We start from the raw sequence: 14,613 nt of genomic DNA on the forward strand, positions 1-14,613 counted from the left end.
ACATGTTAAAACAATTTGAGGCGCATTTTAAAGACCTAGGCTATACTGAGCCGACCGCAATTCAGACGGCTGTTTATGACCCGTTAGTGGGCGATCAGAACGTCTTAGGGTTGGCGCCAACTGGTTCGGGTAAAACGGTGGCGTTTACGTTACCGGCGCTAGCTAACTTGCTGCCGGGGGATGGGACCCAACTCATTGTCCTCGAACCTTCTCAGGAGTTGGCGATTCAGACCAGCCGGGTTATGCGTGACTGGGCCAAACTTCTTGATTTAAAGGTCGTTGCCCTGACCGGTGGCGCTAATGTTAAGCGTCAGGCAGAGCGGCTAAAGAAGCGGCCCGAAGTTGTGGTGGGAACGCCGGGACGAGTGCTCAACTTGGTCAATGACCGTAAGTTAAAATTGCACCTCGTTTCACTGCTGATTGTTGATGAGGCGGACGACCTGCTGACGGGGGACACGTTGGATACGGTCCGGTCCATTGCCCAAACGATGTCGGCGGACGTTCAGTTAGGTTTCTTCTCCGCCACGGACACGCCAATTCTCCACGAGTTGGACCAATGGTTCGGCCAAACGGTTGAACGAATCGACGTTCGCCAGGAGGATCAGACCCAGGGGGAGGTTCGCCATGGCCTGCTGCAAGTGGGCATGGGAAAACGCGATCAAATGTTGAAGCGGCTCCTGGCAATGCCAAACTTTCGGGCATTGGTCTTCTTCAAGCAGGCCAATACGTTGCGGCAGACAGCTACTCGCTTTTACCACGATCACGTATCGGCGGCAAGCTTAACGAGTGATCTGCGTCAGGTTCAGCGTGAGAAAGCCTTGCAAGATTTTCGTCTGGGCCGAACACGCCTGTTATTGACGACTGACGTGGCTGCCCGGGGATTGGATATTCCCAAGTTGCCGGCGGTGATCAATTATGATCTGCCAACTTCCGTCAACGAGTATGTCCACCGTGTGGGTCGGACGGGCCGCATGGGCGAACCTGGACAAGTCATCAGTTTAGGTGATGATCATGACCTGCGTGATTTGAAGAAATTGCTGAAGGAAACGGATTACGAATTGGTTCCCCTGTACTTCAGCGGCCGGACGTTAACGACGGAGAAACCGGTGGCCGTTAAACCCGTGGCAGCAGAGACGTCGAGTGCGGCATCAGTTGAGTCGCCGGCCAGTGTTCACACGCCTAAGGCGAAGGGGACGGCACGGGTTGCCGCTGCAAAATCAGCAGCGGCACCTGCGCAACAGCCTAACCCAACTAAAAAGAAGAAGCATAAGAATCGTCATACGAAGAATAAAGGGATGCGCAAAAAGTGGCGCGACCGCGATTCACAGAATTAATAAGTCTTTAGAAATAAAATAATCCGTGGTAAACTTGATAACGGATTATTTTTATTGGCCCTATAGCACAACTGGATAGGGCACTCGCCTCCTAAGCGAATGATCCCGGTTCGAGTCCGGGTGGGGCCATTTTATTTAATTTGATAGTGTTTTGCATCGCTCTAAACTATTTTGGAGCGATTTTTCTTTTGGTGAGCAGGTGGAAGTTGCGGTTTAACACTGTTGTGGCTAAGAGAAGAATTATAAAAGCGCTTTACTTTTAAAATTAACCGTGCCAGAATATAATATAAGTTTTATTGTAAATAGCGCTAAGAGATGGGGCTTGTTCTTGTAGATAATGCCCTGTACATATGGAAAGAAAAAATATTAAGAGAGTGGGTCATTGGCATGGGTGTTGGTTATAAATTATTATTCCGCGCAATTTTCTGGTCGGTATTGGCGTGGTATTTCTGGTTCTTCAGTGGGGCACAAGCTTCAGGGGGCGTCGGGATCATTCAGATGATCTTCGCCGTCCTTTCCACGATTGCGGCAGGCTTCTATATCATCATGTTCCTGATCGGTTGGATGAAGAGCTGGGGGATGTTTCAAGGAAAAGGTGACAAGAAGAACAAATAATATTCCTGGGGAGGAATTGGATGTTGCGTAAGGCGATCAGCGATGCCAATAATTGGCTAGGCTTGACGTTGTTTTTGGGGGTCATTAAGGACCTTATTGGCCTATTTAGCCACCGTGACTTGTTGGTGGTCTGGCTCTGGCAGTATCACGATTGGCGGGTCTGGGGCCTATTTGTCGGTATCTTAGTCGCCTATTGGCTTTTGTGGATTCTGATCTTTTGGGGATTGCGTCACTTAAAACAAGCGATGGGCCGCAATGACCCACCCGTTACCAAAAAATAGAGCGGTACTGAACGAAAAAATTCCCAGAATTTTCGCGTTTGGTACCGTTTTCCTTTATAATAAAGGTATTCAAACAAGAGGAGGATTTTCGATGGAAAATTCAGAATCAATGAATCCTAAGAAATTTAGTCGAATTTTAGTTGGGGTAGACGATTCACCTGATGCACAGCTGGCTTTTCGCTACGCAATGAATCGGGCCAAGTTTGACAATTGTGAGTTGGTCATCTGTTCCGTACTGGAATCAGATAACATGAACATCTACCAAGCGTTGAGTAAGAATTACGTTCATGGGCAACGGGCCGATTTGCAAAAACACTTACAGCAATATCAAAAACTGGCTGAACGCTTCGGTATTCAAAAGGTATCGATCATTATCGGTGAAGGCGATCCCGGAGAAACCATTGTGAAGAACATTATTCCGGAAGTTAAGCCAGACTTATTGGTGATCGGCTCATTGTCACAGACTGGCGTGCGGAAGTACTTTGGGAGTCAAGCCGCTTACATGGCAAAATATTCTCCAATCTCTGTGATGATTGTTCGGTAGGCGACCTAGCGGACTTTTAGCCACTGCATGTGAAAAATATATACAAGTAAGCCCTTGCATTGAGAAACTTTTTTTCATACAATGGGTCTTATGCAAAAAGAATCTCCCAGCTCTACTGAGTTGGGAGATTCTGAATCGAGCATAGGAAAAGAGAGAAAATTAGCATGCAGTTCGTCGTTTTGATTTTAGGTATTTTACTGTTACTCTTTTTAATCATTCGAGTAAAGTTAAACACCTTTGTTTCACTGATTGTTACCTCAGTGCTGGTAGCGCTGGGACTAGGGATGAACCCCGCCGATATTGCGACCTCGATTAAGGACGGGATTGGTAGCTCAATGGGCGAACTGATCATCGTCTTTGGGTTCGGGGCGATGATCGGTCGGCTAGTTGCTGATGCCGGTGGATCTTACCGGATTGCCCGGACGTTGATTAACCTGTTCGGGAAGAAGCGGCTGCAAGTTGCCATCGTGGTGGCTTCCTTCCTGATCGGGATTTCCCTGCTATTCGAAGTTGGGTTAGTTCTGGTAACGCCAATCGTCTTCGCGGTTGCCTTGGAAGCTGAAGTGCCATTCCTGTACTTAGGGATTTCGATGGCGGCTGCGTTGTCGGCTACGCAAGGATTCTTGCCACCACAACCGTCACCAACGGCCGTGGCAACGGTCTTGGGTGCCAACATCGGAGAAATGCTGTTGATCGGGATTATCGTGGCGATTCCTTGTGTGATCGTTGCCGGTCCAATTTGGACGCGCGTTATTCGGCGGTTCAATCCAGATCTGTTCGTGATTAAGAAGTCTTTACCTGCCTTTGGTGAAGTCAAGGAATTTGACCTGAAGGAAACGCCAGGCTTCGGTTTGTCCGTGTTGACGTCACTGTTCCCAGTGGTCTTCATGGCAGCCGCAACCATCTATCAACTGGTGGTTGATGGTGGGGCGGCACCTAAACACCCACATGGGGTGGATGCGATCGTGGCAATGCTGGGGAACCCCGTCATTGCCATGGTGATTGCCTTACTGTTTGCCATTTGGTCCATGGGTTTCCACCGTCAACGGACGATGAAGCAAATCAGTGCGACCCTGGAAGATGCCGTTAAGTCGATTGCAATGCTACTGATGGTTATCGCCGGTGGGTCTGCCTTTAAGGAAGTTCTGATCGATGGTGGTGTTGGGAAGGCCGTGCAACAATTGATGATGCACTCAAGCCTGTCCCCAATCCTGTTAGCTTGGTTAATCACGGTTATCTTGCGGATTTCATTGGGATCTGCGACGGTTGCCGGGATGACCTCTGCCGGGTTAGTCTTGCCATTGATGACCACGTTGAGCGCAGATCCAGTCATGGTGGCGTTGGCGATTGGGGCCGGTTCACTGGCCGCATCACACGTTAACGATGCCGGTTTCTGGATGTTCTCAGAATACTTTGATTTAAGTGTTAAGCAGACCTTCCAAGTCTGGACCACGCTGGAAACAGTTATTTCCGTCGTTGGTTTAGGAATGGTTATGCTGATGAATGCCATTATTAACTAGATTCAATTTCATTTTAATGAAAGAGTCCGCGTAGTTGGGGGTACCCCTCAGCTGTGCGGGCTCTTTTGCTTAGTCTAGAAAACGGATGCCGTCCGTGCGGCTAATTGTAAATGTTAGTAGGCAGTATAATTACTGAATGGTTTTAGCCACTGGCAGATAATCAAAAGGAGGTCGAGACGTTTGTCTCGACCTCCTTTGGCCCCGAATAGATTGCTGAAGGTTGGTTCAGCTTTTTTATTATTTTTCCTCGCGAATGATGTACTTCGGTCGGTGTTTAGTTTCAAGGTAAATCTTGCTAATGTATTGGCCTAGGATCCCCAGGCAGAACAGTTGAATTCCGCCAATGGCTAGTAGAATCACGACCAGGGAAGGCCAGCCTGCAACGGCACCGCCAACGGTTAGGGCGCGGACAATCACGAAGATCAAGGCCACAATTGAAGCCAAGAAGGAAAGACTGCCAACCCAGGTGGCGAGGCGTAACGGTGCATTAGAAAAGTCAATGATCCCTTCAATGGAGTAGGCAAACAATTGACGAAGACTCCAATGCGTTGTCCCAGCAGCTCGAGGTTGACTCTCGTAAGTCAGGTAGGTGGTCTTAAAACCAACCCAGCTGAAAATCCCCTTGGAAAAACGATTGAATTCAGGCAAGGAGAGCACGGTGTCGACGAACTGGCGCGTCATTAACCGATAATCGCGGGCGTTAGGTTCAATCCGCACGTCCGAGAGCCAGTTGATGACGCTGTAAAAACTTCGTGAGAGAAATGCACGCAGGCGACTCTGACCACGACGTTCCTGTTGGATGGTCCCCACACAGTCATAGTCCCGGTTTTCAATTAAATCGACCATTTCAGGCAAGAGCTCTGGTGGATCTTGCAGGTCAACGTCCATCACGGCGACCATATCACCAGTGGTGGCTTGTAATCCTGCGGCGAGCGCGGATTCCTTCCCAAAGTTTCGCGAAAACGACCGGTAATGGACAGTTTCCGGATGTTCTTGGTGTAGCTGTTTCATTTCTTCTAAGGTGCGGTCGCTAGACCCATCGTCCACGAAGATATACTCGGGCTCTACAGTCGGAGTAGGGGTATTCATGGCGTTGATCACCTTGCTAACGGTTCGGTAAAATAATGGAATAGACTCCTCCTCGTTATAGCAAGGAACGACCAGACTAAGCTTTTTCATCACAGACATTCCTTTCACACAACGATACCATCTTACCTCAAATATGGGGGGCTTGCCATTAAATTTTGCTTACAGATAGTTGCAAACGTTACGGGTCACAACTAATGTTGGCGGTTAGTCGGAGATGGTAGCGGTTTAAGTGATGGATCGAACTAATTTCGGCTTAAGTAGTCGGCAATTGAAATAATTCGTATTTTGACAGTTCTGGTAGGCCGAGGTCGAAACGGAAAGCCGCGACAAAATTGTTGACGTTTCAAAGCACAAGCGGCCGTGTGTCTGCTATAATTGACCGTAATTAGGCAGCGATAATTTGGAGGAAATATAGTGACAAAACCAATTAAAGTAATGACGGTGTTTGGAACCCGTCCAGAAGCAATCAAAATGGCGCCGATCATCCTAGCGATGCAGCAGCGACCGGCGGAGTTTACCCCGATTACGGTGGTGACGGCCCAACATCGAGAAATGCTGGATCAAGTGTTGGCGATCTTCAAGATTACCCCGGACTACGATCTCAATATCATGCGGCCCCAACAAACGCTGAGTGGGATTACGACGCGGGTCTTGAATCAATTGGATGATGTGCTAACGGAAGCTCAGCCGGATATCGTGTTGGTCCACGGTGACACGACCACCACGTTTGCAGCCAGTGTCAGTGCCTTCTACCATCAGACCATGCTTGGCCACGTTGAAGCGGGGCTGCGGACTTGGGATAAGTATTCGCCATACCCTGAGGAAATGAACCGGCAGTTGACCGATATTTTGAGTGACTTGTATTTTGCCCCGACGGAATTGTCGAAGGACAACCTGTTGAAGCAGGCGCATCCTCTGGAAAATATTTACGTGACGGGAAATACGGCCATTGATGCGTTGAAGCAGACGGTTGATCAGAATTATCACCATGCTGTACTGGATCAGATCCAACCCGGTCATCGGCTAATTCTCCTGACCATGCATCGGCGCGAGAATCAGGGGGCACCCATGCACGCCGTCTTTAAAGCGGTTCGTGCGGAGGTAGAGGCCCATCCCGACGTTGAGGTCATTTATCCCGTGCATTTGAGCCCAGCCGTTCAACAGGTAGCACATGAAGAATTGGGCGGCATGGAACGGATTCACTTGATCGACCCGCTGGATGTGGTGGATTTCCACAATCTGTCCGCGAAGAGTTATTTTATCATGACGGATTCCGGTGGGGTCCAAGAGGAAGCGCCATCGCTGAATAAGCCAGTGCTGGTCTTGCGGGATACCACGGAGCGGCCAGAGGGCGTGACGAGTGGCACGCTAAAATTAGTCGGAACAGATCCGCAACGGGTTACGGCAGCTATGGAAAGCTTGCTGACGGATCAGGCGGCTTATGACCGCATGGCACAGGCTAAAAATCCATACGGGGATGGCCATGCGGCAGACCGCATTCTAGCTGCAATTCAAGAAAAAATAAATGGAGGCAATGCGAATGGCTGAGACGGCGTATGACCGGGCCGAGATTAAGACGACCGAACAATTATATGAAATTATGCGTGAGATTCACCAGCGGGCCGCTAAGCATCATGAACGGTTCGACTACAAGATTCTGCGGAATGTTCATTTTGCCAATAAGGTGAAGAACCCGGTGACTCAGGAAATGAACGATGGTGATTCTTGGCGGGTCATGCAGATTGATAATTTGTTGATGACATCTTTTGGGGTTATCAATGTTGAGAGCAAGTACTGGCGGGGGATGATCTTCCATGACTTATCAGAGGAAATCTTTTCATCAAGTTTGGACGACTTCTCTGGGGTTAACCTGAGTGGTCGGGAGAAGGAAGTCCCGAAGGCCTTAGCGAGTCACCTGGATCGTTTCTTCCTCCCAAACTTATCGGAAGAAAATGAATCATTAACTCAGGGCTACACGATGAGTCTGGAGCAAGAAGGGCGCGGTCAACGGTCGATCACGTTGCATACGGGGATCAGTAACCCGGCAACGCAGGCTGAGTTATCATCAAAGCTATTGGTGCGCTATATTAACAGTGAAATTACGATGCACCGCCAACTGGAAAACAAAAATGAACGGATGATCGACTTTGTTAAGCCGTTGGTTTACTATAATTATTACGACCGTTATACGCATAGCAATTCACTCGTTGTGGGTAATAAGACCAAACTCAATCCCCACGACGCCTATAACTGCACAGCAGTGGCGAATTATGATGATTTGGCGACGTTTATCGAGACGTTCCGCCAGGCTAAGCGGGTACGGTTTAGTAGAAAGACTCTAGAAAAGATGATTGGAACCTTGAAATTTGCTGAGGATTACGGATCGTTCTAGAGGCTATGAAGGGGGCCACAACTCGTGTGGAAGAAATGGCGACCGCATCTGGCGGGGATTAACCGGATTATCCAAACCATCAGTAAACATTATCAAATGGCGAACGTATCCGATTCGGCAGCTGTATTAGCCTACTATACGCTATTATCGTTGTTTCCTGCGTTGCTAGTCTTGGCTAGTCTGTTGCCATTTTTCCATATTGAGACGAGTACGGTTATGGATGGCATCGAACCATTCTTGCCGGATAATATTTATGATATTTTGGCGCCCATCATTCATTCATTTTTAAACAATCGAAATGGGAGTGTCTTGTCAATTGGGGTAATTGTGGCTATCTGGTCGTCATCACGGGCCGTTGCGGCTTTTCAACGGACGGTCAACGGGGCTTACGGGGTCATGCGCAAGCAAAATGCGATCGTGAACCGTATTGTGGCTTTCTTTTGGATGGTGGCATTGATTGCCTTTCTGTTCTTAATGATGCTGTTCTTCAGTGTGGGACAGATTGTGTTGGAACGACTCACCCCACTGCTACACCTACCCACGCAACTGTTATCCTACGTTAACGCGGCTAAATGGCCGGTTACATTTATCATGACGTTCTTTATCCTGATGATTCTATTTTACTTTGTCCCCAGTGTGAAACTGAAGGTGCGTTATGTTTGGCCAGGGGCCCTCACGGCGACGCTAGGCTGGCTGCTATTATCACAAGCCTTTAGCTGGTATTTGAAATTCTTTGTCCACAATATCGACAGTTATAAGACCATCGGGACATTTATTGTGCTCATGTTTTGGCTAGATTTCACGGCGCTCATCTTGATGTTTGGCGCCGTCTTGAACGCGGCGATTCAAGATCTGGTGGAAGGCACCATTGAGGAGCAAGCTGTATTCACGTATATTCTCCGTAACCGTTTGAAACGGAACACTAAGGACAAATAACCCAACTAAAAAGCTACGATAAACCAACTTTGGCAAGTTGATTCATCGTAGCTTTTCTAAAAGTCCCAAGATTTCAAGTCACCACCAGAGGCAACGTGGTGGTGATTGGCGCCTTATCGGCCGACCTCACGGCTGACACGGTGCCTAGGCAACAGTAGTTGATGTTATCCACGTAGCCGTGAGTGAGTCAAATTTGGACTCAGCCGTGGGATTTTCAAGTGATCTACTTGAAAATGGCGACTTGAAGACGTGTTCTGCGGCTTCAAGCGAGGGGCAAGACCGTTCTGTGGCTTGCCCCGTCCTGCCCACAGCGTTCCAGTCCAAATTTGGCGAACGGTAAGGCGGCAGCTTTCATCCATATCTGATTAAGACGCCTGGGCGACCAGTTGGCTGGCGAAGGCGTCGAGTTGGTCGATAGCGACTTGGTCAGGCTCTAAGTTGATTTTGACGCTGGCGGCCCCCTGGGTAGCACCGGTTAATTTGAAGGCTTGCTCAAAGTGGTCAACGGTCGTGTTGTAGAAGTCACCGTAGAAGGTATCGCCCGAACCAGCCACGCCGAAGACTTTACCGTGGAGATCAAGCGCCTGCAAATCATCATAGAAATCCAAGCCCTCGTCAGGGAGGGACCCTTCGTCATACGTGTAGGCGCAGACCACACAGATATCTGCCTGTTGAAATTCAGCGGCATCGGTCTGCGAGATTTCAGTTTCTTTAACCTGACAACCTAATTCTTCAAGCTTTTCCGTGACGATATCGGCCACATCTTCGTTATTGCCAGTGATCGTGGCAAAGACCACGTGTGCTGTTGGCAAAGCTACTCACTCCTTTAGTCCTATTAATTGTGGTTAATTATAGCAGGCCATAGCAATGATGACTAGGGAAGGTTGGGTCAAGCAACGGTGAGCTTAGCGAAAAGATGATTGACTAACTAAAGTGCAGTTGGAAACGCCACCTTAAAGCCAGAACTGGTAGAATGATGACATAAGACGAGAAAGGAATGTGACCTGAATGGCCGTAATTACCATGATTGAAGCTCAGAAACGCAGTGGCCGCTTTAACATTTATGTGGATGGGCACTATGCTTTCCCCGTTAGTGATAGTGTTCTCGTTGATTTTCGCTTATACAAAGGCATGGAAATTGATAAGGAATTGGAAGAACGGCTAACGGCCGCGGATGATGTTGCGAAGGCTTATAACCGGGCGCTGGATTATCTGTCTCACCAGTTGCGCACGGAAAAAGAAGTGCAGGATAAGTTGACGACGTTGGAGATACCGGAAGACACGATCGAACAGACACTGAAGAAGTTACGGGACTTTTCGTTGGTTGACGATGCCCACTATGCGGCGAGTTATGTGCGGACGATGATGCACACGGGAGATAAAGGCCCGCGGGTGATTCGACAACATTTGCGACAAAAAGGTGTGGGGGAGAAAGTCATTGATGATGCGTTGGTGCTGTTCACACCAGCAGAGCAACTGGCCGTGGGGACGGCGGTTGCCCAGAAGTTGGCAAAACGCTATCAGCACAATTCCACCCGGAACCGCGAACAGAAGATACGGCAAGGCCTGATGACACGTGGCTTTGGTGGGGATGCCATCAAAACGATGCTGGACGCCGTTGATTTGACACCAGATGTAGACGAACAGCGCGCATTACTGGCGAAACAAGGGGAAAAGTTGTGGCATCGTTACCGCGCGTTAAGTGAGTCTGAACGGCAATATAAAACGAAACAGGCACTCTATCGTAAGGGGTTCAAACTGGATGATATTAGCCAGTGGTTAGCTGATTTTGGGGAATCGGTCGACTAAGGTCATCGGAGGATAAGTGTAAGGGGGAGTAAGCATGACGTCTAAAACATGGGGAACAATTTTAGCGTTTGCAACGGTACTGGGGCTCAGTGGGGGCTTGGCTTGGTGGTTTAACGATCAAGCGAAGACGCAGGCTGAACCGAAGGCGACGAGTAGTCACGTGGTCCGCCGCGTCAAGCCTAAAAAGAAGCCAGTCGTGAAGAAGGTGGCGGCCAAGCCACAACAAACACCGGCGACGCGGGAGATTGATGCCGTGCTGCGGGCCAACCGGTTTGTCGGCACGGCGCTAGTCGTCCATCATAATCAGGTGATCTACCAAAAGGGCTGGGGCTATGCGGACGCTGCAGCGCATAAGAAGAACGGGGCCCACAGCGTTTACCAATTAGCCTCCGTACAGAAGTCCTTTACGGCGGGGCTGATTATGAAATTAGCCAGTGAGGGTAAGCTGAATCTGACGGATCCGCTGTCTAAGTATTACCCCACCATCGCTGGTGCCAACAGCATTACCTTGCGTGATATGCTGGATATGAAGAGTGGGCTAACTTTGTCTGCCTTTCCCGATAATTTACACTCGGAACAGGGCATGATTAGGTTCATTTTGGCCAATGTTGTCAGCCGGCCATCTCAGATTGGCAAGTGGGATTATTCGCCGGTAAACTTTATGTTGCTGTCAGGGATTATTGAAAAAGTGAGTCATCAAAGCTACCGGCACTATTTCACCACCAACATCACGCGTGCTTGGAACTTGAAACACACGGGTTTTGTCTTCAACATGGCGGATCAGGCGACCTATTCACGGGGATATCAGAACGCTAACAACGCCGATGTGACGGCCAATTATGGGTCGCGGTTCGGCGAATCGAAGCAGTCGATGTACTATCAATTTGGGACGGGTCAGGTCTACATGTCTGCGCGGGATCTCTACACGGCTCAGCGGAATATGTTACAAGGCAAACTGTACCCGGCCAACGATGTGAATGTCTTGTTAGCACCGGGGACCGCGTCGATGTATGGCGGGGGGATGTACGTCTACCCTGGCTATATCCGGACGCATGGATTAGCGTATGGTTATGAAGCGACCACGCTGCTCAGTAAGGATGGCACGGATGGCGTGGTTCTACTGAGTAACTACTATCGTGTGAACCAATTGTCACAAACACCGGCCATTCAGATTTGGAATTTATTGCAGTCAGGTGAATTAGGCAAATAGCTCAGAAAACAGGTTGTAACGTGCTTGACCCAACGATGGGTCGCGGAACAACCTGTTTTTGATTGGTTATTTTCGTTTGTCTAAAGGTTGAAACTTAAAAGGGCTCTGTAAAGGTCGTGGCATTACACTTGAATGATTAAAAAATAGATAAACAGATAATCTCTGCCGTCTTGCCGTTCGCCAAATTTGGGCTGGATCGCTGTGGGGAGGACGGCCTAAGCCATAGGGCGGTCTTAGGCCTCGCTTTGAGCCGAAAAATCACGTCTCAAAGTCGCCATTTACCAAGAGAACCACTTGGTAAATCCCACGGCTGAGCTCAAATTTGGCTCACTCACGGCTACGTGATTGTTGTCAGTTACTATTGTCTGAATGCTGACGTGACGAGCGTTTAAACCAATTTGTTAGTCAAAGACTAGCTTAACCGGAGGAGGGCAGAGATGGAGTCAGCTGTGTCGACGGTGTTAGCCGATTCTCGGCTTACAGCGTGGGACGCGTTGGGAGACCGGTGAATTTTCGGGCTTCCAACCGAGCCGGAGGACCGCTTCTCAGGCCGCAGGCGTTCCCCGCAGCAGGCGGAATCTCTGACAGCCGCAGGTGATGGGTTTAGCCTACTTTTCAGACTACAATCCTTGTCGATCAAGCGTTGGCAAAGAGTATAGTCCTTTCAATCCGCGGGATTTTGTTCAGGAATCGAATACTGCCTATTCAATAATAAGGCTGAATCTGGTATAATATTGAATGAATTTTTATAGTTACCCGTTACTTAGAAAGTAGGGTTAATACATGACGCGCGAAGCTAGAGGACCTAAGGAAGGCGACTTCATTACGATCAAAAGCTACAAGCACGACGGAAGTTTGCATCGAACTTGGCGCGACACGATGGTACTCAAAACAAGCGAAAATGCCCTCATCGGCGTAAATGATCACACGTTGGTCACGGAAGACGATGGGCGGCGGTGGGTGACTCGAGAACCCGCTATCGTTTATTTCCACAAGCATTATTGGTTTAACATTGTTGCAATGATTCGAGATAATGGGGTGTCGTATTACTGTAATTTGGCTTCCCCATACGTTTTGGATAAAGAGGCGCTTAAATACATTGATTATGATCTCGACGTGAAGGTCTTCCCCGATGGTGAAAAACGCCTGCTCGACGTTGATGAATACCAAGATTTCAGTCAACGCTGGCAGTACGGTAAGGAGACCGATCGCATCTTAAAGGCAAACGTTTTGACGCTCGTCGACTGGATTAATCATCATAAAGGGCCCTTCTCCCAAGCCTATGTCGATCTTTGGTATCAACGGTATCAGGAACTGTTACGTCGCTCAAACTAGTGCGGCGCAGACCTGTAAGAGTTGTCTTCCGCATCACCAGGAGCAAGTCATTCGTGGCTCGCTCCTTTTTTTAGAAAATATAGCGTCGCCGGGATTGGTAGCCAGCACGGGTCACCATCTCAGCGAGCAGATGAAGTCTTAACGAAGGGGGCCTTGTCTATGAAGTGGGTGGCAAATTCACGGCTGATGTTTTGGTCCGTAGAATTGTTGATTGTCGCAGCACTGATCTGGGTTTGTACACAGATTAGTTTTCTTTTTTCGCCGATTGGTATTTTTCTTTCCACGATTTTTGCCCCGATGTTGATTTCGGGTATCCTATTTTATCTGCTTAACCCAGTTGTTAAGTTGCTAGAAAAGGTGCGTTGGAAGAAGTTGCGGATCAACCGCACTGGCGCAGTGGCGATCGTGTTCTTACTGTTAGTGTTGGTCCTGGTCGCTGGCGCCATGTGGTTAATTCCGCGGTTAGTGAGTCAGGTCACCACGTTAGTTGGCAACATCCCAGATTTTGCCAAGTCCAGTGAAGCCGTATTGAATAAGTTAATCAATCATCCGCTGTTGAAAGACATTGATTTTTCGAAATACCTCACGCAATTGCAGGCGGCGTTATCCAAGTATGCGCAGAGCTTTATGAGTGGGTTGACTAGTGGCATCGGCAGTATCATTGGGACCGTCACCACGGTTACAGTAACGGCGGTGACCGTTCCCGTGATGCTGTTCTACATGCTAAAGGATGGCGACAAATTCATGCCCGCAATCCGCCGGTGGTTGCCTAGCAAGCACGGTGAACAGACGGCCGAATTATTAAGTCGAATGAACCATACGATTGCCCGTTACGTGGGCGGCCAAATTGTTGAGTGTTTATTCGTTGGGAGTTTTACGGCAATTGGCTACTTCTTTGTGGGTGAAAAGTATGCGTTGCTCCTCGGCTTCTTTGCCGGAATCTGTAATTTAATTCCATACGTGGGCCCGTACATTGGGATTTTACCAGCGCTGATTGTGGCGTTTGCCACGAGTACCAGCCTGATCATTTACGTGATTATTGTGGTTGTGGTGGTCCAGCAGATTGATGGTAACCTGGTTTACCCCAACATCATTGGGAAGAGCCTACAGATTCATCCGCTCACGATCATCATTATTTTATTAGCGGCGGGGAATATTGCTGGCTTGCTGGGGATGATTCTAGCGATTCCGCTGTACGCCGTGGTCAAAACGGTGGTGCAGTACCTGTACAGCATCTGGCAATTGGAGCATGCAGAGAAGAAGTCGGTCTGAACCAAACGGCTGAGTAAACTAGCGGTTAAAAGCTGTGATCTCTGTCGTATTCCAGTATCATAAAACTGGGGTAATTTGGTCGCACTCCGGCTGCCAGGGATTCCGCCTGCTGTGGGGACGCTTCAGCCTGGAAGAGCACCAGTCTTCTCGCTCGATTTGGAGTCACGAAAGATGACGTGTACCCCAAAAGTTGGAACGTTTTATGCTGCTTGTGCTAGCTCAAAGTCACGTGGTGATAAATACCCAAGCTTACCTTGAATCCGATCATTATTATAA

The 14,613-nt window shown here is 48.8% G+C and carries 14 protein-coding genes and 1 tRNA gene; 13 read left to right on the forward strand and 2 right to left on the reverse strand.

From position 1 onward, the window contains the following. Positions 1–2: 2 nt before the first annotated feature. The 6 genes from HF569_RS11320 to HF569_RS11345 all read left to right on the forward strand — a co-directional run bounded on the left by HF569_RS11320 (position 3) and on the right by HF569_RS11345 (position 4,294). Positions 3–1,334, forward strand: coding sequence for a DEAD/DEAH box helicase (locus tag HF569_RS11320; protein WP_168902509.1), 1,332 nt, complete (start codon positions 3–5; stop codon positions 1,332–1,334). A 56-nt stretch (positions 1,335–1,390) separates the two neighbouring features. Next, positions 1,391–1,463, forward strand: a tRNA-Arg gene (locus HF569_RS11325). Positions 1,464–1,721: 258 nt separating this feature from the next. Continuing rightward, a complete protein-coding gene (locus HF569_RS11330) occupies positions 1,722–1,949 on the forward strand; it encodes a hypothetical protein (protein WP_168902510.1) in 228 nt (75 codons plus the stop codon). Between the two features lie 20 nt (positions 1,950–1,969). Then, positions 1,970–2,230, forward strand: coding sequence for a hypothetical protein (locus tag HF569_RS11335; protein ID WP_168850399.1), 261 nt, complete (start codon positions 1,970–1,972; stop codon positions 2,228–2,230). Between the two features lie 91 nt (positions 2,231–2,321). Continuing rightward, on the forward strand, positions 2,322–2,774 hold the full coding sequence (locus HF569_RS11340; protein ID WP_168850398.1) for a universal stress protein: 453 nt from the start codon (positions 2,322–2,324) through the stop codon (positions 2,772–2,774). A 164-nt stretch (positions 2,775–2,938) separates the two neighbouring features. Next, the gene (locus tag HF569_RS11345; RefSeq protein WP_168850397.1) at positions 2,939–4,294 is read left to right on the forward strand and encodes a gluconate:H+ symporter; all 1,356 of its coding nucleotides are present in this window, start codon (positions 2,939–2,941) and stop codon (positions 4,292–4,294) included. Between the two features lie 237 nt (positions 4,295–4,531). On the opposite strand, the gene HF569_RS11350 is transcribed toward HF569_RS11345, so the two are convergent. Next, complete coding sequence (locus HF569_RS11350) at positions 4,532–5,473, reverse strand: glycosyltransferase family 2 protein (protein WP_168850565.1); 942 nt, start codon at positions 5,471–5,473, stop codon at positions 4,532–4,534. Between the two features lie 324 nt (positions 5,474–5,797). Here HF569_RS11350 and wecB point away from each other — a divergent pair, with 324 nt between their 5' ends. From wecB to HF569_RS11365, 3 genes are read left to right on the forward strand one after another with little or no spacing between them, the layout of a single operon-like run. Further along, a complete protein-coding gene (gene wecB / locus HF569_RS11355; protein WP_332870977.1) occupies positions 5,798–6,931 on the forward strand; it encodes a non-hydrolyzing UDP-N-acetylglucosamine 2-epimerase in 1,134 nt (377 codons plus the stop codon). Continuing rightward, complete coding sequence (locus tag HF569_RS11360) at positions 6,924–7,775, forward strand: nuclease-related domain-containing protein (protein ID WP_168850566.1); 852 nt, start codon at positions 6,924–6,926, stop codon at positions 7,773–7,775. Before wecB ends, HF569_RS11360 begins: the two co-directional genes overlap by 8 nt. A gap of 24 nt (positions 7,776–7,799) precedes the next feature. Continuing rightward, on the forward strand, positions 7,800–8,711 hold the full coding sequence (locus HF569_RS11365; RefSeq protein ID WP_168902511.1) for a YihY/virulence factor BrkB family protein: 912 nt from the start codon (positions 7,800–7,802) through the stop codon (positions 8,709–8,711). A gap of 365 nt (positions 8,712–9,076) precedes the next feature. Here HF569_RS11365 and HF569_RS11370 read toward each other — a convergent pair whose 3' ends face one another. Beyond that, positions 9,077–9,523, reverse strand: coding sequence for a flavodoxin (locus HF569_RS11370; protein ID WP_168902512.1), 447 nt, complete (start codon positions 9,521–9,523; stop codon positions 9,077–9,079). A gap of 196 nt (positions 9,524–9,719) precedes the next feature. Between HF569_RS11370 and recX the strand changes: the two genes are divergently transcribed. From recX to HF569_RS11390, 4 genes are all read left to right on the forward strand, one after another. Next, complete coding sequence (gene recX / locus HF569_RS11375) at positions 9,720–10,520, forward strand: recombination regulator RecX (protein ID WP_168902513.1); 801 nt, start codon at positions 9,720–9,722, stop codon at positions 10,518–10,520. Positions 10,521–10,554: 34 nt separating this feature from the next. Continuing rightward, positions 10,555–11,730: a serine hydrolase domain-containing protein gene (locus HF569_RS11380; RefSeq protein WP_168902514.1), complete on the forward strand. Its 1,176-nt coding sequence runs from the start codon at positions 10,555–10,557 to the stop codon at positions 11,728–11,730. Positions 11,731–12,513: 783 nt separating this feature from the next. Then, complete coding sequence (gene ntdP, locus HF569_RS11385; protein WP_168849950.1) at positions 12,514–13,065, forward strand: nucleoside tri-diphosphate phosphatase; 552 nt, start codon at positions 12,514–12,516, stop codon at positions 13,063–13,065. A 159-nt stretch (positions 13,066–13,224) separates the two neighbouring features. After that, on the forward strand, positions 13,225–14,337 hold the full coding sequence (locus HF569_RS11390; RefSeq protein ID WP_168902515.1) for an AI-2E family transporter: 1,113 nt from the start codon (positions 13,225–13,227) through the stop codon (positions 14,335–14,337). Positions 14,338–14,613 lie beyond the last annotated feature (276 nt).

The organism is Levilactobacillus tujiorum, assembly GCF_012641185.1.
GTDB lineage: Bacteria > Bacillota > Bacilli > Lactobacillales > Lactobacillaceae > Levilactobacillus > Levilactobacillus tujiorum.